The 22,089-nt window shown below is 59.3% G+C and carries 18 protein-coding genes; 3 read left to right on the forward strand and 15 right to left on the reverse strand.

The genetic code is table 11. The features are described 5' to 3' along the window. From ACT8II_RS05440 to dnaK, 11 genes are all read right to left on the reverse strand, one after another. The coding region (locus tag ACT8II_RS05440; protein ID WP_443813246.1) for a PTS transporter subunit EIIB at nucleotides 1-681 on the reverse strand (681 nt) is incomplete at its 3' end. A 49-nt stretch (nucleotides 682-730) separates the two neighbouring features. Then, complete coding sequence (locus ACT8II_RS05445) at nucleotides 731-1,645, reverse strand: alpha/beta hydrolase (RefSeq protein WP_118653448.1); 915 nt, start codon at nucleotides 1,643-1,645, stop codon at nucleotides 731-733. 9 nt (nucleotides 1,646-1,654) lie between these two features. After that, complete coding sequence (locus tag ACT8II_RS05450; RefSeq protein ID WP_158574806.1) at nucleotides 1,655-2,539, reverse strand: alpha/beta hydrolase; 885 nt, start codon at nucleotides 2,537-2,539, stop codon at nucleotides 1,655-1,657. Nucleotides 2,540-2,549: 10 nt separating this feature from the next. After that, complete coding sequence (locus ACT8II_RS05455) at nucleotides 2,550-4,040, reverse strand: glycoside hydrolase family 32 protein (RefSeq protein ID WP_118653446.1); 1,491 nt, start codon at nucleotides 4,038-4,040, stop codon at nucleotides 2,550-2,552. Between the two features lie 132 nt (nucleotides 4,041-4,172). After that, nucleotides 4,173-5,174: a LacI family DNA-binding transcriptional regulator gene (locus ACT8II_RS05460; protein WP_118653445.1), complete on the reverse strand. Its 1,002-nt coding sequence runs from the start codon at nucleotides 5,172-5,174 to the stop codon at nucleotides 4,173-4,175. A gap of 202 nt (nucleotides 5,175-5,376) precedes the next feature. Further along, complete coding sequence (gene clpB, locus ACT8II_RS05465; RefSeq protein WP_443813247.1) at nucleotides 5,377-7,950, reverse strand: ATP-dependent chaperone ClpB; 2,574 nt, start codon at nucleotides 7,948-7,950, stop codon at nucleotides 5,377-5,379. A 313-nt stretch (nucleotides 7,951-8,263) separates the two neighbouring features. Continuing rightward, complete coding sequence (locus tag ACT8II_RS05470; protein ID WP_443813249.1) at nucleotides 8,264-8,539, reverse strand: cysteine-rich small domain-containing protein; 276 nt, start codon at nucleotides 8,537-8,539, stop codon at nucleotides 8,264-8,266. Nucleotides 8,540-8,618: 79 nt separating this feature from the next. Further along, nucleotides 8,619-9,032, reverse strand: coding sequence for a heat shock protein transcriptional repressor HspR (locus tag ACT8II_RS05475; RefSeq protein ID WP_443813250.1), 414 nt, complete (start codon nucleotides 9,030-9,032; stop codon nucleotides 8,619-8,621). A gap of 113 nt (nucleotides 9,033-9,145) precedes the next feature. Beyond that, nucleotides 9,146-10,090, reverse strand: coding sequence for a DnaJ C-terminal domain-containing protein (locus ACT8II_RS05480; RefSeq protein WP_443813251.1), 945 nt, complete (start codon nucleotides 10,088-10,090; stop codon nucleotides 9,146-9,148). Nucleotides 10,091-10,216: 126 nt separating this feature from the next. Continuing rightward, complete coding sequence (locus ACT8II_RS05485; protein WP_118653440.1) at nucleotides 10,217-10,984, reverse strand: nucleotide exchange factor GrpE; 768 nt, start codon at nucleotides 10,982-10,984, stop codon at nucleotides 10,217-10,219. Between the two features lie 101 nt (nucleotides 10,985-11,085). Then, nucleotides 11,086-12,972: a molecular chaperone DnaK gene (dnaK, locus tag ACT8II_RS05490; protein WP_443813252.1), complete on the reverse strand. Its 1,887-nt coding sequence runs from the start codon at nucleotides 12,970-12,972 to the stop codon at nucleotides 11,086-11,088. A gap of 505 nt (nucleotides 12,973-13,477) precedes the next feature. On the opposite strand from dnaK, the gene ACT8II_RS05495 reads away from it, so the two are divergent. Both ACT8II_RS05495 and ACT8II_RS05500 read left to right on the forward strand, forming a co-directional pair. After that, entirely contained in the window at nucleotides 13,478-14,680 is a 1,203-nt protein-coding gene (locus ACT8II_RS05495; protein ID WP_330006434.1) for a hypothetical protein, read from the forward strand. Between the two features lie 388 nt (nucleotides 14,681-15,068). Continuing rightward, the gene (locus ACT8II_RS05500) at nucleotides 15,069-15,254 is read left to right on the forward strand and encodes a DUF362 domain-containing protein (RefSeq protein WP_039910702.1); all 186 of its coding nucleotides are present in this window, start codon (nucleotides 15,069-15,071) and stop codon (nucleotides 15,252-15,254) included. A gap of 136 nt (nucleotides 15,255-15,390) precedes the next feature. Here the strand turns inward: ACT8II_RS05500 and ACT8II_RS05505 are convergent, their stop codons facing one another. The 3 genes from ACT8II_RS05505 to ACT8II_RS05515 all read right to left on the reverse strand — a co-directional run bounded on the left by ACT8II_RS05505 (nucleotide 15,391) and on the right by ACT8II_RS05515 (nucleotide 19,404). Further along, a complete protein-coding gene (locus tag ACT8II_RS05505) occupies nucleotides 15,391-16,413 on the reverse strand; it encodes a DMT family transporter (RefSeq protein WP_118653437.1) in 1,023 nt (340 codons plus the stop codon). A gap of 158 nt (nucleotides 16,414-16,571) precedes the next feature. After that, a complete protein-coding gene (locus ACT8II_RS05510; RefSeq protein ID WP_302742102.1) occupies nucleotides 16,572-17,960 on the reverse strand; it encodes a PTS transporter subunit EIIC in 1,389 nt (462 codons plus the stop codon). Nucleotides 17,961-17,970: 10 nt separating this feature from the next. Continuing rightward, nucleotides 17,971-19,404 (reverse strand): glycoside hydrolase family 1 protein, encoded by a 1,434-nt coding sequence (locus ACT8II_RS05515; RefSeq protein WP_443813256.1) that lies wholly within the window; start codon nucleotides 19,402-19,404, stop codon nucleotides 17,971-17,973. Between the two features lie 147 nt (nucleotides 19,405-19,551). Here ACT8II_RS05515 and ACT8II_RS05520 point away from each other — a divergent pair, with 147 nt between their 5' ends. Beyond that, nucleotides 19,552-20,466: a MurR/RpiR family transcriptional regulator gene (locus ACT8II_RS05520; RefSeq protein ID WP_443813258.1), complete on the forward strand. Its 915-nt coding sequence runs from the start codon at nucleotides 19,552-19,554 to the stop codon at nucleotides 20,464-20,466. On the opposite strand, the gene ACT8II_RS05525 is transcribed toward ACT8II_RS05520, so the two are convergent. Beyond that, nucleotides 20,463-22,089: DEAD/DEAH box helicase (locus ACT8II_RS05525; RefSeq protein ID WP_443813260.1), on the reverse strand; the 1,627-nt coding region annotated here is incomplete at its 5' end. The genes ACT8II_RS05520 and ACT8II_RS05525 overlap by 4 nt on opposite strands.

Genomic DNA, 22,089 nt, shown 5'->3' on the forward strand with positions numbered 1-22,089 from the left:
GACCATAGGGAACACGCTGTTGGCGTAACTAACCATAATTGCGGGGATGCCATAAACGGTAAACTGAGCGCCTTCCGCCGCAAGTCCCGCGATGGTCGGATGCATCATGATCGCAGCAATCGTGATTGTAAGCACAGGATTGCCGCCAAACTTTTGAGCGCCCGTATAGGCGACGATCATGGGCAGGAAGTAGAAGGCGGCGTCGCCCAAAACCGTGAAGAGCGTCAGCAGGTCGCTGCCCTCGGACATCAGACCCATGCCCGCCGGGCCAAACAGCGATACAACTAGCTTCAGAAGACCGGCTGCGACAATTGCCGGAAGCATGGGTACAAGAGTCCCCGACAGGCCATCGAGAATCTCAGAGCCAAGGCGCCTAAGGCTAACTGGCTTCTTTTCGCCATCCAAATTCTCATCGATGGCAGCCTGTTGCTGGAAACCGCCCTGTGCGCACACCTCCTCATATACCTTTGCGACCGTGGCGCCGATGATGACTTGATACTGCTCACCAGAGAACTGCTCACCCAGCACCCCTGGAACGTCCTTGACGGCTTCTCGATCAACCTGCTCTTTATCGCGCACGTTGAACCGAAGGCGCGTCACGCAGTGGGTCGCGTGCGTCACGTTTCCCGCACCGCCAATGGCCGCCAGCACCCCTTTTGCTGTCTCTGCATAATCCGCCATGTTTCAACCTTTCTCTCGACGAGCCTTCCTTGCTCGTGTTGACACCTTGTTATTTTTTGCTGGGCATGTCCTTTTGCAGCCACGCCTCAACCATGGGGACCCACATCGCAGCGCAAGCATCCACGTCTTTCGCACTGCCGGCAGACGCTTCGTCGCATAACGCCATTCCGTGTTGTCCCGACTCGAATATGTGCAGTTCGCACGAAACGCCCGCATCAATAAGCCCCGAGGCGAATTCCGCAGTTTCTGCCGCGCTGACGATCTGGTCTTCGCCTGTCTGCCATACGAACATCCGCGGCATATCGGGGCGGATGTGTTTACGCAAATCGATGGCATCAAGCTGCCCTGAGCTTGGCGCGTCGGTACCGAACAGCGCTCGCGCGATATGCGGACGCTGCCAATCAAAAGAAGCGGGCACCTTTGATGCATCACGGGTGAGCAGCTCTTGGGCGCCGATCATCGGGTACCCCATGATTACTCCCCGGGGCTTCACGTCTTCAGGAGATGCGTCGGGAATTCTCGCAAGAAGATCCTCGTCTGCCCAATGCTCTGCCAAGCTGCCAGCAAGATGGGCTCCGGCTGAAAACCCAATAACGTATATACGGCTTGCATCAATTGCGAATCGCTCTGCGTTGTCCCGCGCCCAAGCAACCGCCCGCATAAGCTCAACGAGCGGGCCGGGATACGCGCTTTCGGGATTAGTCTCAATCGGCGCTTCTGATGACTGTGGGCGCGTCATAAAATACTTCGAATACCGCAGCACAATTGCATGGTAACCAAGGCCTAAAAAGCGCATGGCAATTGGCTCTTGCTCTTTGATCGCATGGATCAAATATCCACCGCCTGGGCAAATTACCATGAGCGGGCGCTTTTTGACCTGCTGGTATGAGATCTCAGGATCGAGAAGATACGCGGCAAAAGATGCATCTCGGCTTCCCTCAAGATGTACTTCCTCGATTCTCATTACCCCTCCCTATGAATGGTTGCGTATAAATCCTGCGATACGAGCCCATGCATCCTGAGCGTCCTCAGGCCGATATTCGCTTAGATCTTTATGTGTGAAACCGTGCATGCATTCCTCAAATACTTTGAGGTCAATCTCAACCCCCGCTTTGCCAAGCTTCTCTGCAAACAAGACCGTGTCCGGGCACAAGCTGTCATAAGACGCAGCGTTAATGAGCGTTGGAGGGAACACCGATGCCCTAGCATTGAGCGGCGAGGCGAGGGGCATTCCCATCTGGCTTTCGTTTTCAAATGCCCAAGCGGCATACTGTCTCATGCGGGAAATGGGAATTGCCTTTGACGGATCGGGGGCGGAGAGCCCCTGTAAGTCCCATAAAACAACGGGATAGTTCAGATATTGACCAGCAATGACCACGTTCCCGTCCTCGTACGCCAATTGGCTTATTCCAGCAGCAACATTTGCGCCCGCAGAACTTCCTCCCACCATAATGGGCAACCCCGCCATATCGGATGTTTCGATATGCTCGATGACTCCGCGCACCGCCTTGTACGCCATTCGGTGCCCGATTGGGTGTCGGTACTCAGGCGCCAAAGGATAATCCACATTCACCACAATTGCGCCAGCCGCCTTGGCAAGATCCCTGCAGTAGGGCGCATCCAGCTCCCAATAGCCCAAAACCATGCCGCCACCGTGAAAGTTAAATACGACAGCGCAAGGACTCGTTTCCGCTGGGCGATACAAATAGCAATCCACATATCCAATCGGCGTTTTTACCGATATCTTCTCTGAATCATCGGACGCACGGATTTCCTTGCAGTATTGCGCGTAACAAATCTCCTTCTGACAACGGTACTCGTATACATCTTCATCGCGGACTTCGGGAAACATGCTCATGAGCTCATCCTCACTCTTCCGTCTCATATTTCCAACAGGCAATTCGGCTCCCGGGCGATAGCACATCAATTCCGTACTCCTTGGGGTAATACCTCGTAGATAGGCATGTATCCCCCTGATCAACGAAGACTTCGATGCTTGAGGCATCGCCGATAATACGAAGGGATGATCCTGCATTAACCAGCGCTTTTCGCACCGTTCTGCCGCAACCTATTGAGTCCCGTTCCGTTTTTTCGAATTGGACCGTCAGCTCATGATCACTGAGCGAAACTACGAGCTGATTGGAAATGACCACGCGGGCGCCTTTAGTTCCTATGCCATCGATTTCCAAGTCAAAGCACTCGGTTTCATCAAGCCCAAGGTGTCCTTCGGCTTCGATGCAAGGGTTGTTTCGCAAGCTGAAGAGCTCCCTGACGGGAGGGGTTCTTACCTTTCCGTCAGGTCCAAGTTCCACTTCGCGCGGTATCGTTAAACAATGCTGCCAACCTCGCGTAACCGTTGGCTCATTATCAAATGTGCACTCATCAACCGCTCCCATCCACGCCATCATGATCACTCGGCCATCATCGGCAACAAAACTCTGAGGTGCATAAAAATCGAAGCCATAGTCCCAGGGCGTGAAATCGCCTTCCACCTCACTGGAGTCGTTCCACGGCCATGTCGTCAAATGGAAGTAACCAGACTGATGTGAATTGGCAGCTCGGTCCATCTGCTCGGCAAGCCCCTGAACAGAGGCGGAGAGGATGTGCTTGGGTGCGCTTGAGAAGTCATTTGCTTTTACAAAAAGGTAGTCAGGGCACTCCCACATATAGCCTTTTGAGTCGACTTGTCTTAGGGCTTGCAAGAACTGCCACTCAAATCCATCTGGTGAGGAAAACAGTAAAGCTTCGCCCTTGTCCTCAAGCGTTCTGGCCCCTTGCAACATGAAATACGGACCCAAGCCCAAACGAACCGAGGCTTCGAGCTCTTCGCCTTTTGCTCGCCACACCTTGGGGTCGCGAACATGCTGCGTCAAGTTGCTCGGATAGTCTGCCTGTGTCATAAGCAATTGCTTGGCACCAAAAGCGAAACCATCTTCGCTCCGCGTCAAAATCGTATTGGCTTCACGCCCGCTGGTGATGTAATCGCATTGCGCGTTGGCGCTCTTTACATTGCCAGTGTAATACAGGCTCATGTGCCCATCTTCAACTAATGCCGAGCCAGAGTAAGCCCCATCCCGATCATATGAGCAATCCGGTTCAAGCGCTGGATCCTCATATGTCCAGTGAATCAGGTCTTTGGACGTGGCATGTCCCCAACATTTCAAACCGCCGCGGGCATCAAACGGGGAAGCTTGAAAATAAGCATGGAAAGTCCCCTTGAGCTCGCAAAGCCCATTGGGGTCATTGAGCCAACCCACGAGAGGAGCCACGTGGATATGCTGACGAAAGCGTCCGTCATCTTGCCGCATCTGGCGGTCAACCTCTTTGCGATAACGCTTTATGAATTCACGGGACGGCATCTCATCCTCCTTGACTTGCTAATTAGACTGTAATCGATTTCACTTTTATTCGTACATCTCCCTGCTGCCTTTCCGTAAACGGTTATATTTTATCTGTAAACGGTTTCATACTCAGCAGCTAAACGCTTCTCTTCACCTGAATGAGCGCGTAGGCATGCACACTTCAAAGCCAAGCTGCATCTGAACAGGAACCTGGCTCTTGCCCTCAATTGCCTCCAGAAGGATTTCAGCGCCCTTGAGTCCGCTGGTCAAGTAAGCAAAATGAACTGTCGGAATTCCTCCCGTAATCGCCGAAATGACGCGGTTATCGCCGAATCCGCTTACAACCGGCGATGAGAATTGCAGTGTGCCCGCACGCTGCGCTTGCTGAACCGCGCCCATTACACCCGCCGCAATCGAATCGGTTGCGCAGGCGATCAGGTCAAGCCCTTTGCCGCTGTTAATTAAAGACAATGCATGAGATCGCCCGGAGTCGGACGTGAAATCGCCGTGGACAACATCACGCTCGTCCACTCTACATCCGCCCATCCGCAGGCCCGCGAGCATACCGTCTTCTCGAGCCGCGCCCGCTGCGACATCATCACGCGTCACGCCGATATAGGCTGCACGCGCACCGCTTGGCAAAGAGCGGGCAATGGAGGCCCCCAGCTCTTTTGCCGCTCCATAGTCATCGTGAAAAACAGAGCTAACTTCTTCAACACGTTGACCAATAACAACAATGGGGACATGGGAGCGATTAAAGAAAGACCTATGCTGCTTGGATATAACGGTACCCGCGAGTATTATCCCATCTACAGGATATGCATCGAACAGATCGAGGTATTCGATTTCCTTCTTTGGGTCGTTCCCGGTATCCGCCAGAAGCATCTGGTATCCGCGGGAAGATAGGACTTGACCAATTCCAGCGGTAATGCGAGCAATAGATTCTGAGCTAATTTTTGGAACGACGACACCTACAAGCCGTGCCCGCTTCGTGCGAAGTGCGCGAGCTTGCGACGAAGGAACGTAGCCCGTCTCTTTGATGACGCGACGGATGCGCTCACGCTTTTCATCGCTAATATATCCCCCATTAAGATATCGAGAAACCGCCGCGCTTGATACCCCGGCCATTTCCGCAATTTCTTTAATCGTCAAGTCGTCTCTCCAACGCGTTTTCCAGGGTAGAACGAACTGCCTATTAAGTTTAAGCCATATCTAGGGCTTAACATGCAAAACAACCTGCAATCCCCTTCGAACTCATTTCAATAAAGCTGTCTAGCCAAAACTCAAAAAGGAGGGCCGGAACACATGAGTTCCGGCCCATCCCACTCTTAGACAACTGCCAGCGCCGCCCTAATTACGCGACGACGAACGAACCGTCCCCGTCAACGTCGATCTTCACCTCGCCGCCCTCGCGCACGCGCCCGTCGATGATGGCGCGGGCGATGGCGTCGACCACCTCGCGCTGGATGAGGCGCTTGAGCGGGCGGGCGCCGTAGACGGGATCCAGGCCGCCCTCTGCGAGCGCCTGCTTGGCCTCAGGCGAGATTACGAGCGTCATGCGCTCCTTCGCGAGGCGGGCGCGCACGTCGGCGAGCTGTATGTCGACGATCTTCTCGATCTGGGCCATGCCGAGCGGGTGGAACACCACGATGTCGTCGATGCGGTTCAGGAACTCGGGCCTGAACGTGTGGCTCATGGCCTCATCCACCTGGCGACGCATCTCAGCGTCGTCATGACCCGCGTTCTCGGCGATCGCACTCGAGCCGACGTTGCTCGTCATGATGATGATTGTGTTCTTGAAGCTCACCTGACGGCCCTGGCCGTCCGTGAGGCGACCGTCGTCGAGTACCTGGAGCAGCACGTTGAACACATCCGGGTGCGCCTTCTCCATCTCGTCGAGCAGGATGACGGAATACGGGCGGCGGCGCACGGCCTCGGTAAGTTGACCGCCCTCGTCATACCCCACGTATCCGGGAGGGGCACCGATGAGGCGCTGGACGCTGAACTTCTCCATGTACTCGGACATGTCGATGCGCACGAGCGCTCGCTCGTCGTCGAACAGGCACTCGGCGAGCGCCTTGGCGAGCTCGGTCTTGCCCACGCCGGTGGGTCCGAGGAAGAAGAAGCTGCCGATGGGGCGGTCTGGATCGGAGAGCCCGGCGCGACTGCGGCGCACGGCGGCGGCGACGGCGCGCACGGCCTCATCCTGACCGATGACGCGCTCGTGCAGTTGCTCCTCGAGGCCCTGCAGCTTCTCGAGCTCGCCCTGCATCATCTTCGCCACCGGCACGCCTGTCCACGAGCTCACCACCTCGGCGATCTCGTCGGAGGTGACCTCCTCCTTAAGGGAGTTCTCCCCCTCCTTCTGCGCCGCGAGCATCTCCTCGCCCTCGCGCACCTGGGACTCGAGCCCCGGGATCACGCTGAAGCGCAGCTCGGAGGCGCGGGCAAGATCGCCCTCGCGCGTGGCGCGCTCCTCCTCGCCGCGGGCCTCGTCCAGCTGGGCCTTGAGCTCCTGAACACGGTCGATGGCGTTCTTTTGGTTGAGCCAGCCGGCCTTGGCGACGTTGAGCTTCTCTTGGACCTCGGCGATGTCCTGACGCAGCGCATCCAGGCGCTCCCTCGAAGCCTCGTCGCTCTCCTTCATGAGCGCCTGCTCCTCGATCTGCATCTGCGTGAGCTGACGCGTGATGGCGTCGATCTCGACGGGCATGGAGTCGAGCTCCATGCGCAGACGACTGGCCGCCTCGTCCACCAGGTCGATGGCCTTATCGGGCAGGAAACGGTCGGCGATGTAACGGCTCGAGAGATCGGCGGCGGCCACGAGTGCACCGTCGGTGATGCGCACGCCATGGAAGATCTCGTACTTCTCCTTCAGGCCGCGCAGGATGGAGATAGTGTCCTCCACGCTGGGCTCGCCAACGAACACCTGCTGGAAACGGCGGGCGAGGGCCGCATCCTTCTCGATGTACTTGCGGTACTCGTCCAGCGTTGTGGCGCCGATCGCGTGCAGGTCGCCGCGGGCGAGCGCGGGCTTCAAGATGTTGCCCGCGTCCATGGATCCTTCCGTGGCGCCGGCGCCCACGATGGTGTGGAGCTCGTCGATGAACAGGATCACACGGCCCTCGGACTTCTCGACCTCCTTGAGCACGGCCTTCAGGCGGTCCTCGAACTCACCGCGGAACTTGGCACCCGCCACCAGCGCGCTCATGTCGAGCTCGATAAGGTCGCGGTCGCGCAGGGTGCTGGGCACGTCGCCCGCCACGATGCGTTGGGCGATGCCCTCCACGATGGCGGTCTTGCCCACACCGGGCTCGCCGATGAGCACCGGGTTGTTCTTGGTACGGCGGGAGAGGACCTGGATGGTGCGCCGAATCTCCTCGGTGCGGCCGATGACAGGGTCGAGCTTGCCGGCGCGCGCCAAGTCGCAGATATTGCGGCCGTACTGCTCAAGGGCCTCGAACTCGGTCTTGGAATCGGCCGAGGTCACGCGGTCGTCACCGCGAAGCTCCGTGTAGACCTCCTCGATGCGCTCGCGCGTCACGCCGGCATCCGCCAAGATGCGGCCCGCCTCGCCCTTATCCTCGGCGAGCGCCATGAGCAGGTGCTCGGTCACCACGAAGTTGTCGCCCATCTTGGCGGCCTTCTTCTCCGCACGGTCGAGCACGCGCGTAAGATCACGCGAGAGCTGCTGCTGGACCCCCTCGACCTTGGGAGCTCGATCGATGGCCGCCTGGGTCGCGCTCGCGAGCCGGGCAGGATCGGCGCCGATGCGCTCGATTATGACGGAGATGTTGCGTTCGCCCCCGTTGAGCAGGGCCGCGAGCAAGTGGATAGGCTCCACCGCCCCGGCCTGCGCATCGGCCGCGATGCCGATGGCGCTCTGCAGCGCCTCCCGCGAGGTCACGGCAAGCTTGTCGATTCTCATGGAATCACCCTCTCTCGCAACCCTCTTGGCCACCACCTCAAATTAGGAACTGTCCCTCGATTGAAGTGGCCGAGTCGAACCAGGCCGCAGGGTTGCATCAGGCCGCCCTACGGGGCGGCGCACTGTGTTATCGAGAGATATTGTTGCCGAGGCACGCTTGATTTATACCAGAATCTAAGTCTCAATACATAAGATTTTCTTAGTGTATAAATGAGGGGTCAGGCATAGTCGATGCACGCCGACCCCGCAGGATGAGCAACGCGATCCCGCAAGTCCGGCGGCACCGCCCAACATCGCTCGAGCATCAGCCAGCTCACAGCCGGCTCAAGATGTAATCGTAATTCTCGCGACGGTGCGGAACGGTGCAGGCGCTGCAATCCTTGATACGCGCGCCATCGGCACCGTCTATATAGGTGAAGTTCCCACCGCAATCCTCGCCCAGGCGATACAGCGGGCAAAAGCAGAACAGACAGTTCAGATCCTCGGCCGGCATATCGTGACACGGGTAGAACTCGCAGGCGCTGTGATTGAAGAACCGATAATTCTCACCTGAGGGCGCACCGCTCATCTCGCCGTTCTCCCCAACCATCGCCGCTCCCCTTCTTGCCCGCGTCCCTTTCGCCCCGCACCGCAAACCTCAATTGAGGGGTAGTCCCCGAATTGAGGTTTTACAAGTCACCACCGGAGAGCAGGCCACGCAGGACCTTCTCGGGATCGGAGGAACCGTCGCGCGGGGCAAGCGCGGTGATGCGCTTCTGCATCTTGAGCTCGTGTAGCTCCTCCTCGAGCTTGCGGACGCGGGCACGGAGCTCCTCCGCCTCCCGCTCGCGCTCCTGGGCGCGTTCCTTCATATCGAGGATGCGCACGACGCCGGCAAGGTTGATCCCCTCATCGGTGAGCTGGTTGATGAGCTCCAGGCGCTCGATGTCCGCCTGCGAGTACAGGCGCGTGTTGCCGCCGGAGCGCTTGGGGTTGACCAGGCCCTTGGACTCGTACACACGCAGGGTCTGGGGATGCATGCCCGTGAGCTCCGCGGCCACGGAAATCATGTATAGCGGTTTGTTGCGGCTCTCCTCGGTCATGCTTCCCCCGTCTCGCTCATCCAACTCGGTCGATGTTGTCCATTGTACGGCTTTCGCGGTCCGGAGCGGAGCGCCCCGGGGCTCGGCCATGTGTAATGTGCACCCGTCCCCAATTACACGTGCAGCTTGGTGCGATAGGGCCGGTCGTCGGAGTCGCGCAGCTTCTCAAGAGCGGCACGCTCCTTCTCGGTCAGGCTCGTGGGAACCTGCACGGTCACGTTGGCGAGCAGCGCCCCGGTGTGGCCGCTGCGTTTGGCGTCGGGCATGCCCATCTCCTTGAAGCGGAAGCTCTTGCCCGTCTGCGTGCCCGCGGGCACCTTGAGGCGCAGCTTCTTGCCGGCGGGCGTGGGCACGTCGACCGTGCAGCCCAGGGCCGCCTCGTAGATGGAGATCGGCACCTCCACCGAGACGTCCGCCGTCTTGCCGCGGCGCTTGAAGACAGGATGCTCGGCCACGCGGAACTCGATCAGCATGTTGCCGCGCGGGCCGCCGTTCACGCCGTATTCGCCATGGTTGCGATAACGCACCTTCATGCCGTCGTAGCAGCCGGCGGGTATCGTCACCTCTATGCTGTCGCTCTCACCCGTGGATGGGATGCGATGCGTCACGTTGCGGCGAGCGCCGTGCAGAGCCTCGTCGAAGGTGACGTCGATGGTCGCCTTCAAATCGCTGCCCTTGCGCGCGCGGGGACGGCCGCCTCCGAACATATCGCCGAAATCGAAATTGATGGGATCGGCTCCGTACGCGCCGCTCACGCCCTCGCCCCTGAACATGCTGCTGAACACGTCCGCCATCGAGGGACCGCCCGCTCCGCCCGAATATGCGTAGCCGCCCTGCCCGGGAATGCCGCCGAACTGCAGCATCATGTCGTACTCTTTGCGCTTCTCGGGGTTCGAGAGCGTCTCGTACGCCTCGGAGATCTCCTTGAACTTGGCCTCATCGCCGCCACGATCGGGATGGTACTTCTGCGCGAGCTTGCGAAAAGCCGACTTGATGTCCTTATCGGAGGCGTTCTTCGATACGCCCAAGACATCGTAGAAGCTCTTAGATGAAGGCATGTGAACCCTCCCTTCTTAAAAAGGGCCCCGGGCTATCGTCCCAGGGCCCCGCCTGATCAATCGAAAACGCGTGCCGCGTGGACCCGTACTGAGGGCCCATCGAACACGCGCAGGTCGAAACGCTACTTACTCGGCCGATTCCTCGGCCTGGCCTTCCGCAGCGTCGGCCTCGGGCGCCGGCGCGGGGCGCTTGTCGCCGCCGTAGGTCACGGTGACCATAGCGGGACGCAGCACTTTGCCGCCCATCCGATAGCCCTTCTGATACACGTCGTTCACGGTCTCATCGTACTGAGACGCGTCCTCAACGCGACCGACTGCCTGGTGGATATTGCAGTCGAAGGCCTCGCCCTTGGGATCGATGGGCTCAACGCCCTCGCGGTCGAACACGCCGAGCAGCTTGGCGCGCACGGCATCGACGCCGTCGACGAACTGCTTGAAGTCCTCGGCCATCTCCTGGCTACGCGCGTGATCGAGCGCACGCTCCATATCATCAACGACCGGAAGCAGGGCCTCGACCAGCTTCTCGGTTGCACGGGCGCGCTCGTCCAAGCGCTCCTGCGCGGTGCGACGACGGTAGTTCTCCCAATCGGCCTGCAGGCGCGCGTGACGGCTCACGGCGTCGGCGGCCTTGGCCTCGGCTGCCGTCTTGGAATCCTCGGCAGCGGCAAGCTGCTCGCGGAGCTCGGCAAGCTCTGCCTCGACCTTCTCGTACTTGAGCTTGAAGTCGTTGTCAGCAGCCTCCTCGCCAGCGCGAATAGCGGCTTCGACCATCTCTTCCTCGGTCATCTCAGCAGGTTCCTCGGCCATATCGGCCTCCTCCTTCTCAACAACCAGTTCGGCGGGCTCAGGTGCCTGATCGGACGCCTCCACGGCATCCTTCACGGGTATCTTCACGTCCGTCTCCTTACAGCCTAGGCGGCCGACTCGCCAGCTGGCAGGCCGGCCGCCCCTTTCATCCATGTTTACCGCGGGTTTTGGACTCGCGGGCGGGGAACCTACTCCTCGTCGTCAACGACCTCGTAGTCGGCATCGACCACGTCGTCGGAAGCGGCGGCGCCGTCAGCACCCGTGCCGGCGGCCTGGGCATCGGCGTACACCATCTGAGCGAGCTCGTAGGCGACGGACTGCAGAGCCTCGCCGGACGCCTTGATAGCCTCGATGTCGGAGCCCTCAAGCGCCTTCTTGGCGTCCGCGATGGCGGACTCTGCCTTGGACTTCAGGTCGCCGGAGACCTTGTCGCCGAGCTCGGCGAGGGTCTGCTCGGTGGAGTAGCACAGGGAGTCGGTCTGGTTGCGGGCCTCGACCTCCTCCTTCTGCTTCTTGTCCTCCTCGGCGTGGGACTCGGCGTCCTTCACCATGCGATCGACTTCCTCATCGGAAAGCGCGGTGGAGCCGGAGATCGTGATGGACTGCTCCTTGCCGGTGCCCTTGTCCTTGGCGGAGACCTTCACGATGCCGTTGGCGTCGATGTCGAAGGTGACCTCGATCTGCGGGACGCCGCGACGGGCGGCCGGGATGCCGGAGAGCTGGAACTTGCCGAGGGACTTGTTGTCGCGGGCAAGCTCGCGCTCGCCCTGGAGCACGTTGATCTCGACGGAGGTCTGGTTGTCGGCAGCCGTGGAGTAGATCTCGGTCTTGGAGGTCGGGATCGTGGTGTTGCGGTCGATCATCTTGGTCATGATGCCGCCCATGGTCTCGACACCGAGGGACAGCGGGGTCACGTCGAGCAGCAGGATGCCCTCAACGTCACCGGTGAGCACGCCGCCCTGGACCGCCGCGCCGTTGGCGACGACCTCGTCCGGGTTCACGGACATGTTCGGCTGCTTGCCGGTCATGTTCTTGACGAGCTCCTGCACGGCGGGCATACGGGTGGAGCCACCGACGAGGATGACCTCGTCAACCTCGGAGAGGGAGACGCCCGCGTCGTTCAGTGCCTTGGTGACCGGAGCCTTGCAGCGCTCGAGCAGGTCACGGGTGATCTTCTCGAACTCCGCGCGGGTGAGGGTGTAGTTGAGGTGCAGCGGGCCGGACTGGTTCATGGTGATGAAGGGCAGGTTGATGACGGCCTGCTGAGCAGCGGAGAGCTCCTTCTTGGCGTTCTCGGCGGCCTCCTTCAGGCGCTGCAATGCCATGGGATCCTTGCGCAGGTCGACGCCGTTCTCGGACTGGAACTTGTCGGCCATCCAGTCGATGACGCGCTGATCCCAGTCGTCGCCGCCCAGGTGGTTGTCGCCGTTGGTGGCGAGGACCTCGAACACGCCGTCGGCAAGATCGAGCAGGGAAACGTCGAAGGTGCCGCCACCGAGGTCGAAGACGAGGACCTTCTGCTCCTTGTCCTGCTTGTCGAGGCCGTAGGCGAGCGCGGAGGCCGTGGGCTCGTTGACGATTCGCTTGACGTCGAGGCCGGCGATGCGGCCGGCGTCCTTGGTGGCCTGACGCTGGGCGTCGTTGAAGTACGCGGGGACGGTGATGACGGCCTCGGTGATGGGCTCGCCAAGATACTTCTCGGCGTCGGCCTTCATCTTGGCGAGCGTCATAGCGCTGATCTGCTCGGGCGTGAACTCCTCGCCGTCGATTATGACGACACAACGGCCGTTACTGCCCTCCTTGACCTCGTAGGGCACGGTCTTGAGCTCGTCCTGGACCTCGGAGAACTTGCGGCCCATGAAGCGTTTGATGGAGAAGACGGTGTTCTTGGGGTTAGTGACGGCCTGGTTCTTAGCAGCCTTGCCCACGATGCGGTCGCCCTCGGCGCGGAAACCAACGACGGACGGGGTGGTGCGGTCGCCCTCGGCATTCACGATCGTGGTGGGGCTGCCACCCTCGAGAACGGCCATGGCGGAGTTGGTGGTGCCCAGGTCGATACCGAGAATCTTGCTCATAGTTACTTCCCTTCCTTGGGTTGCGTGGCGCACATTTGCGGATGCTCACGGCGCTTCTGCGTTTTGCTCATGGCATAGTGTATCCCCTTATGCACCGAGTTATACAAAATCTAAGTCAATTCATATAAGATTTCTTATCCTCCACAACTCAACCCAAGGCATAAGGCAATGCATCGCGCGGGAAGCGTGCCCGCAAGCACAGCATGAGCTCCGAGTCCCGTGCGCTCATGGAGAGTTTTCGTCTAATTCGGGTGCGTCCGCCCCCACCTCAATCGCTAAATATGCAAATGCGGGGATGTTTTCGAGGCCCTGCGGGTATAAAGGTTCTACTATTCAGCGTATCCGCAGGTAGATAGCATGTCATTTTTCTCGCGTATCTAGCGTTGCCGAAACTAACCCCGCATTTGCGTATTTTAAGCATCTCGCAAGCACATCAATCAAGCACATCAGGTCGCCTCAGCTCCAATACACGTCCTCATTCCGCTCAGGTCCCTGGGAGGCCCTCATGGCAATCGACATCTTTACCGAGGAAAGCATCATTTGCGATAAGACCGCCTATAAGTACTACCGCACACCGCCCCGCTTCCTCGAGGCGTGTCCCCCACTGCATTTATATAGCCGCGATCCACGCTACTATACCCTGCGCAAAGAGCCTCTCGTAACGGAAGTCCTAGGCACACCCCTACATGTGATTACGGACAGCGCGCAGAAACGCTCGCATGGTGTGACGCTTCGGTTCCATGTGATCGACCGTGAACTTCTCCGCGGTTGCATTAGAGAAACCTTGCACGGCTTCCACGTCGCATCGCCCGAGCTCACGCTCTTCACGCTCTCACGAACCTTGACCTTCAATCAGCTTGTTATGGCAATGTACGAAATGTGTGGGAGATTCACCCTGTACGAGCCAAGCGAGGCGCTCTCAAACGAACTGTTCATTCGCCACGCAACCGACGTGCATGACGGCTGGTCGTGCGTTTCATCGGAAGACGGTAAGCCTTCGAAGCTGTGGACGCGGCCACCCTTGACAAACCTGTCAACTCTTCGAGATTTTGCCGCAAGAATCAAGGGGGTTCGAGGACACAAGCTGTTCGAGCGAGCCCTCGATTGCGTGAGCGGCATGACCGCCTCCCCGCTAGAGGCTCAGATTTCCATGTTGCTATGGATGGATCCTGCGCTTGGAGGGCAAGGTTATCAGCACTTCGAGAACAACTATCTGGTCAAATACTCACATGGCGCAGGAATCCTCACGGGAAAACCTGGCGCCGAGATTGACCTACGCGTGGTGTCTCCAGCCGGCACAAGGGAGTGGATGCTCGAATGCCAGGGCAAGATTGTCCACGACAGAGTCGGCGCGGGCACGAAAGATGCGCTTCGGGCTACTGCCCTGCAAGCAATGGGGCACGGGGTGACCCTGATCACGAGCGACCAGCTTCGTGACCAGCATAAGTTCGCAGTTTTGCTCATGTTGCTGTCAGAGAAACTCGGGATCGTATGGCCAAACAAGACCTCAAGGCAACTCATTGCCGAGAACAACCTACGTGCAGACATTTTTGGTGACTGGCTCGGCCTCACAAGGGAGCCGACCGCACAAGAACTCAAGAAACGTAGGCTCGACAACAAGGCCCGACGCAAACCGGGGCACTTCACCAAGCGAAAAAAGGCCACCAACGGCAGTGGGAAAGATAAAAATACGCAAATGCGGGGTTAATATTCGGCATGGGCAAGTAGCGATATAACGACCAAAGCCTGTACCTGCAGGTTTTATAAACCAAAACGGAACGATACTCCCCGATTCGAATTTTATCCCCGCATTTGCGTATTATCGGACACACACTGAGGAAAATCAGGAGGCACGTGCGCGGAAGTTCGGCCGGCAGCGTGGGAAGGGCGAGTGAAATGCGGGAGTGGTAAATGATCAATACTTTCCGCGTGCAACCCATGCAGCATCCACAACAGTCAGCCTTGGCTGACTCGGTGAACGGTCGCGATTGGACCTTGCGAAGACTTGCATTGAAGGAGCCGCGTGGTATCTTTCTTTTGAGAAAGACCCGTTGCCTCTTCGCCTGTGGCACCGGGCGCAACAGAGGAGGTTTATCATGGCTCATCCGATTATTGATGCTGACGAGTGCATCGCCTGCGGCGTCTGCGTTGACGCTTGCCCTGCCGGCGTTCTCGAGCTGAACGACGTCGCCACCGTCGCCGACGAGGATTCCTGCGTCGCCTGCGGTGCCTGCCAGGACGCCTGCCCCGCCGGTGCCATCACCGAGATCGCCGAGGACTAGTACAAGTCCGGCATCATTGCCTCGTAAGACCAAGGCCCGGCCCCGCAAGGGGTCGGGCCTTGGTCTTAACCGACCATCTCACAGCTCAGAAGCGAAACCGATCGCAACCGAACCCTTCCCTCGCACCTACGGCGCACTACACGGAACGGACCCTTTCCAGAAGCTTTCTGCGCTGAGCCGCCACATCGGTGCTCATTATGCCGATGGAAGCCAGGACCAAACAGACGCCGATCAGCTTTCCCATGCCAAACGGCTCTCTGAATATGGCAACGCCGAGTATCACGGCCGTCACCGTTTCGAACGTGGCGATCACGGGGACCTTGGATGCCTCAAGCCCCTTTGAGAGCCCAGTCATATAGAAAAAGTACGCGAGGACCGTTGGGAACAAGCCGAAAGCGGCTGCGACCCAGTAGAACCCGGATGGCATGCCCCCAGCTATCTTCGCAAACGGGTTCGCGAAGGCGGACAAAAGGGCGCCACCGGCCACAAAGCCATAAAATACGACAGTGAGCGGCCGGGCGTAACGTGTTGCCGCCTTGCTGAACATTGTGAGCAGGCATCCCATCAAGCCAGAGCAAACGCCCATTCCAACTCCAATTGGGGATATCGACTCGATCTCGAGCGCGCCGCCCGTGACGGCAAGTGTGCAACCCGCGACGTTGAAAACAAGTGAGACGATTTTTTGATTGGTTATCCCCTCGCCGTATAGTATGCGACCGAGCACGATGCCGAACATAGGAGACGTGCACATGAGCACCGAAGAGGTTGACATGCCAATATGCTCTATAGATATATAGTAGGTCGCACTGGACAGGGCGAGGCCAAAAACACCAACAAGCGCGCTCCAAAACAGCCCTTGAGGTGAGATTCGGAAAAGCCGAAGGAACCCCCGTCTTCCCGCCCTCTCGGAATCCCTGATTGCCCCCATCGCCAAGAGAATCGGGACGAGAAATATGCTGGCGACGAACATCCTGAGTGCCGCAACCTCCATCGCAGTCAGGCCCATTTGACCCAGAGTGCGCGAAAAGACGCCTACGCCACCCCACAGCAAAGCGCCAAGCAGGACAAGACAATATCCAAAACGAACTTGCATCCACAACCCCCATGGTTCGCATACAGAGATTTCGCCATATAAAAGCTCCGTCCTCGACGCACGCATCGAGGACGGAGCACATGCCCCGATCTTCAGCCAGCGAAGTGCAGGCAGAGCTCTCTCAAGCGGACCGCCCTCAACAAACTCAAACGGTCACGCCACGGGAGCGGGCCGCCCGATCAACCAGCCAAACGGGAACCCAAGCGAACTGTTCCTCAGGTAAGTTACTTCTCAAACTTGGCTATGATCACCCGCGTCGCGATGAAAGACACCGTGATGCTCACCGCGGCGACCACACAGGCGAGGAAGAAATTATCCATACCGCCGTCCGGGGCGATGAAGATCAACGCCGAGAGCAGACCGGGACAGGCGCCGGCAACGTACTCAACGAGCCCGAAAATGCCGGCGATGAGACCACCAGACAGGGCGCCGATAGCAGTGCCAAGAAGCAGACGGGGACGCTCGATGAGCGCGCCGTAGAATCCCGGCTCGGTAACGCCGCACAGCGCGGTGATGCCAAAGGTGGTCACCATGCCCTTACGAGCAGAATCTCCCTTGATGGTGCTCGCAAGCGCCAGGCAGGTAGCTCCGATGCACAGGTTCGAAATGAAGCCGAAGATAATAGGCGCGTATCCAAGCTGGGCAAGGCTATTCACTTCGATTGCGATAAAGGCCTTATCGAGACCAAGCATGACGAGGTACGGGTTGATCGCGGCAAATATCGGAGTGGCGATCACCGCGACATGCCCCATAAGCCACGTAACGGCGTCGCTCAGCGCGTAACCCATCATGGAACCGACAGGACCGAGAGCCAGAAGCGTCACGGGGACAATGATGAACATGGTGAGCAGCGGCTTGACGAACAACTTCACAACATCGGGGATGACCTTCTGCAGCAAGCGGTCAACCGCGAACATGAACACGACGCCGAGCACGATGGGCACGACAGTTCCACCGTAGCCGATCGCCGGAATAGGCATCCCGAGAAAATCGAGGCCCTCAACGCCGCTGATCGACGGGCTCACCATGATCGCGCCGAGAAGCGCGCCCATGATCGGCTGCATCTTGAGAATGGAGGCAAGCTGATAGCCAATCCAGACGGGTAGGAACGTGAAGGCCGCGTCGAAGATCGCCAGCAGCACCTGCGCCGTGCCGCTATCGGTGCTAAACCCGCAGTAATTGACCAGGAGGTTCTTAATGGCAAGGATCAGACCGCCGACGATAAGCGCCGGGACGATGGGCATGAAGATCTGGGCGGTGATGTTGCCGAATTTCTCGACAATGCCGACCGCACCGTTGCTCTTCACCGAGGCGGCCATGTCGGCGATCGTGCCCTCATCGTCTGCGACGACACCTGCACCGAAATCGATGCCCGCGACCTCGAGGAAATCGTTGTATGCCTCAGTCACGTTCGGACCGATGATGACCTGCAGCTGGCCGCCGCTCACCACGGCTCCAAGCGCATATTCCGCCTTCTTGACCGCATCGAGGTCGATTGCATCGAGCTTCTTTACATCAATCCTCAAGCGGGTCGCGCAATGCGTGACGGACGAGATGTTCTCCACACCGCCAATCGCGGCAAGAATAGAGTGCGACATCTTCTCGTATTTCATTTCACGCCTCCTATTCGCTTTGATTTAGATAGCCGTTGATCAGATCGCGATACCAATACCAGCTCTTTTTGGGAACACGCTTCAGATCATTGTCGAAATCGACTCGAACCAATCCGTAGCGCTTCTGGTAACCGTTGATCCAGCTGTACAAATCCATCGTTGACCATACGAAATACCCGTGGACGTTTGCACCCTCCGCGCGAGCGCGCATCATGTGCTCGATAAACTGATCCAGTACCTCGATGCGCTCGTCGTCGTGAACCATGCCCTCGGCGTCGGGATCCTCGTAGGCACCGTGGCCGTTTTCCGTGATGAACATCAGCGGGTTGCCGTAGCGCTCCGCGATGTCCATGATCGTGCTGTACATGACACGCGGAAGAATCTCGCGTCCCCACTTGTTGCGGGGAACATTCGGATCGCACGTGGTCTGATACAGCGGTGCGATCACCTTCCCCTCGAGCTTCTTGCTCGCTCCGCCCTTGTTGTTGGCGGAAACCTGGGTCGCTCCACCGCGCCAGTCCGTTGCGTACTCGCGGCAATAGACGTTCAAGCCGATGTAGTCGCCAACGCCTTGGGCAAAGATCTCCTCGTCGCCCGGCACGCGATACAGCAAGACGTCGAGCTTTTGGAGCATCTCGTCCATTTCCTCGGGAAGCCTGCCCTGCAAACATGGAGCGAGAATCATGCGATTCGCCATGAAGTCGGCACCGCGGAACACCTCCTCGGGATGCTCCGCAGCCGGATCGACCTCGACCACACCGCCGTCGTGCACGACGCCGATGATGCCGTCGCCGCCCATCTCCCGATATGCGCGTACGGCCATGGAGCTGGCAAGCATCAGGTGGTACTGATACTGCATAAAGGACTGCATGTCGAGGGATCTGTTGGGCGGGTAGTTGCCCAGCATATTCGCGCAGTAGCTATAGAAATGGGGCTCATTGATGGTTGCCCACACCTTCACGCGGTCGCCAAAGCGCTCAAAGCAGATCTTGGCGTAGTCGCAAAACCACTTGGCGACATCCGCATTGAGCCAGCCGCCCTTGCAGGCCAGGGCATAGGGAAGGTCATAGTGGAACAGCGTGGCATTCGGGACGACACCGTACTTGACGCAACAATCGATCACGCGATTGTAGAACGCGACGCCATCCTCGTTGACCTCACCGACCCCATCGGGCAAAATGCGGCTCCACGCGATAGAGAATCGATAAGTGTTCTGGCCGCCCTCTGCCAACAGCCGAATATCCTCCTCGTAACGATGATAGAAATCGCACGAGACGTCGCCGTCGACGTTATTGATGTTCTTGGCGCTCGTGTGGTTGAAATAATCCCACTCGCCAAGCCCCTTGCCATCCTCGTCCCAAGCACCTTCGCACTGATATGCCGCCGTGGCAGAACCCCACAAGAAGTCCGGTAACTGCAGATTCGCGTGTCCCTGAACATTCATGCGACCATCCTCCCCTCCTTTTACGCAGGCGGTTTTCCCGCCCTTTTTCGAACATGGCGCCATCTGATTTGAAGTATAGAAAAGGAATTTGCCTGCTATGATTCATAAAATGAACCACTGTTTGGAGACCGTTCGCGAGGGGTCATCTTGAGCAATCACGGCTTTGGCCTGCTAAACATCATCAGTTCAATAATCAACGAGGAGCGCGACGGCAACGATGTCGCCATTGCGCGCTACCTTATTTCCAACCTCCGCAATTCCGAGGCCATCAACGTGAGCGCCATAACAGAGCGCGCGCACGTGACGAGATCGGCTGTTCGCCGTTTCTGCAACCGCCTTGGGTACCAGAGCCTGAGCGAACTCAAGAACTCTTTTTCTCAACTGGTCTTCCCCTCGGACTTCAGGCACCGCGACCCTAATCTCAGCTTTAACGAATATCGTGCTGAGCTCGATATTCGCATGATGGAGATGTATGCGGAAGTGGAGAGCAGAATATCCGATGCCCTTCTCGACGAACTCGCATACGAGATAGCCCAACATCGCAATGTCGAGCTGCTCTGCACCAACAATGTGAGCGGAAATCTCATGCGCTTCCAACAAGAGATGTTCTTTGCAGGAAAGATCGTGCGCCTCAACACTCAAGACAACGGTAAGCCGCCGATGCGCGTCGAGACCTACCACGATTCCCTGGTCATCGTGGTTTCGGTCTCGGGCATGTTCGCACGCGAACTTGACGAACGCATGTGGGGACGAACGGCGAAGAAGGTGCTCATCACGGCGTTTTCCAGCAAAGACACCGCTTCGCGTTTTGATAAGGCGTACTACCTGAGCGGGCGAGGAGACGGCATCGATGAGCTAGGGGTTTACTCGAAGTACGCCATCACGTACCTGTTTGACCTTCTTTCTTCCCGCTACATCACCCAGTACAAGGCGCCCGGAAACCCCCTCTTCGGCCCGACCGCCACCTGGCCGGAGATCATCGAGCAGAAGAGCCCCGCGTCCCGGTATACGCCATCCTCAAAAGGCGCACCACGAGTCGAGCACAACCCGGGGCGCGCCTAGTCGTCGTCACCGCTCGGACCGAGCTGAGCCAGAATCCCCAAGGCCGCCTGCACGGGGCCCATGCCGCCGGCGGCCACATCGGCGTTGATGCCGCGACCGACGCCGCTGCCGCTGCCCGCCCCCGCCTTGTAGGGGACCGTGAACTTTCGCGTCTTGGGAAAGGCGATCGCGCCGAGCTTCGTGCGCAGATCGAACGCCACGCCCTTGGGCACGTCAACGCCCTGGTAGGTGAGCTTCCCCGCGATGAGCGCAACGCTCTCGAGACCAAGCCTGTCGGCGCGGATGCGGATGCGCGTGCGGTCGAACAGGTTCTGCGCCGCCTCGGGCAGGGCACCGAACGTCTCCTCGCACTCCTCCTGGAGCTCGTCGACCTGCTCGAGCATGTCCGCAGCCGCGAGCTTGCGGTACACCAGAACGCGACGGTCGACCGCCGGGACGTATTCCTCGGACAGGAAGAAGTCCGCAGGCAGGTTGATGCCCACGGTCGCCTGCTCGACGTCGCCGGCGCCCTCGCCGCGTGCCTCCGCGACCGCCTGCCCCAGCATCTGCGTAAACAGATCGAAGCCCACGCTCGACAGGTTGCCGTGCTGCTCGGCGCCGACCAGCGAGCCGGCGCCTCGGATCTCGAGGTCGCGCATGGCGATGCGCATGCCGCTTCCCAAGTCCTGGAATTCGGAGAGCGCGGTCAGGCGCGCCGTTGCCTCCTCCGTCAACGGCAGCTCGCCGGGGAACATGAAGTACGCGTACGCCTGCGTGGCGGAGCGCCCCACACGGCCCTTGAGCTGGTAGAGCTGCGCCAGGCCCAACCGCTGCGAGTCCTCGATGATCAGCGTGTTGGCGCTCGCGTTGTCGATGCCGCTCTCCACGATGGTGGTGGCGATGAGCACGTCGATCTTCTTGGTGGCGAACTGCACCATCACGTCCTCGACCTCGCGCGGGCTCATCTTGCCGTGCGCCACGCCGATGCGCGCCTCGGGCGCGGCCTCCAGCACGCGCTCAACGGCGTCGTCGATGGTCTTCACGCGGTTGGACACGTAGTAGACCTGGCCGCCGCGGCCGATCTCCAAACGAATGGCCGCGCTCACCACATCGGGGTCGTACTCGCCCACGTGCACCGCCACGGGGCGACGGCCGGTGGGCGGCGTGGTGATGAGGCTCATATCGCGCACGCCGCTCATGGCCATCTGCATCGTGCGCGGGATGGGCGTCGCGGAGAGCGTGAGCACGTCGATCTGCTCGCGCATGTTCTTGAGCTGCTCCTTGTGCTGCACGCCGAAACGCTGCTCCTCGTCGATGATCACCAGGCCGAGCTCATGCGGGTTGACGTCGGCGGAGAGCAGGCGGTGGGTGCCGATGAGCACGTCGACGCGCCCCTCGGCGAAGGCCGCGAGCGCGCGGCGCTGCTGCGCGGGGGTACGGAAGCGCGATAGGACCTCGACCTCCACGCCGAACGGCGCGAAGCGCTCGAAGAACGTCTCGTAATGCTGCTGCGCCAAGATGGTCGTGGGGCACAGCACCATGACCTGGCGGCCGCCGTCCACGCACTTGAACGCCGCGCGCAGGGCAACCTCGGTCTTGCCGAAGCCCACGTCGCCGCAGAGCAGGCGGTCCATGGGCTTGGTC

Source organism: Collinsella sp. (assembly GCF_052346665.1).
In the GTDB taxonomy this organism is placed as follows: Bacteria; Actinomycetota; Coriobacteriia; order Coriobacteriales; family Coriobacteriaceae; genus Collinsella.